This is a genomic window from Metasolibacillus meyeri (assembly GCF_003049505.1).
Classification (GTDB): Bacteria; Bacillota; Bacilli; order Bacillales_A; family Planococcaceae; genus Metasolibacillus; species Metasolibacillus meyeri.
Genome location: NZ_PYWN01000261.1, coordinates 1 through 232, shown reverse-complemented (window position 1 = coordinate 232; position 232 = coordinate 1). Strand labels below are relative to the sequence as shown.

1 tRNA gene is annotated in these 232 nt (G+C 48.3%); it reads right to left on the bottom strand.

The features are described 5' to 3' along the window. Nucleotides 1–98 precede the first annotated feature (98 nt). A tRNA-Cys gene (locus tag C9J34_RS21510) sits at nucleotides 99–172 on the bottom strand. Nucleotides 173–232 lie beyond the last annotated feature (60 nt).

The window sequence follows — 232 nt, the reverse complement described above, 5'->3', positions numbered from 1 at the left end:
CGCGACCCCCACCTTGGCAAGGTGGTGTTCTACCACTGAACTACTTCCGCAAATATTAAAGTGAAAATAAAGAAAAAAATCCCCAATTTATAATAAATTGGAGGCGGCAACCGGATTTGAACCGGTGATAAAGGTGTTGCAGACCTGTGCCTTACCACTTGGCTATGCCGCCTTAAAATGGAGCGGAAGACGAGGTTCGAACTCGCGACCCCCACCTTGGCAAGGTGGTGTT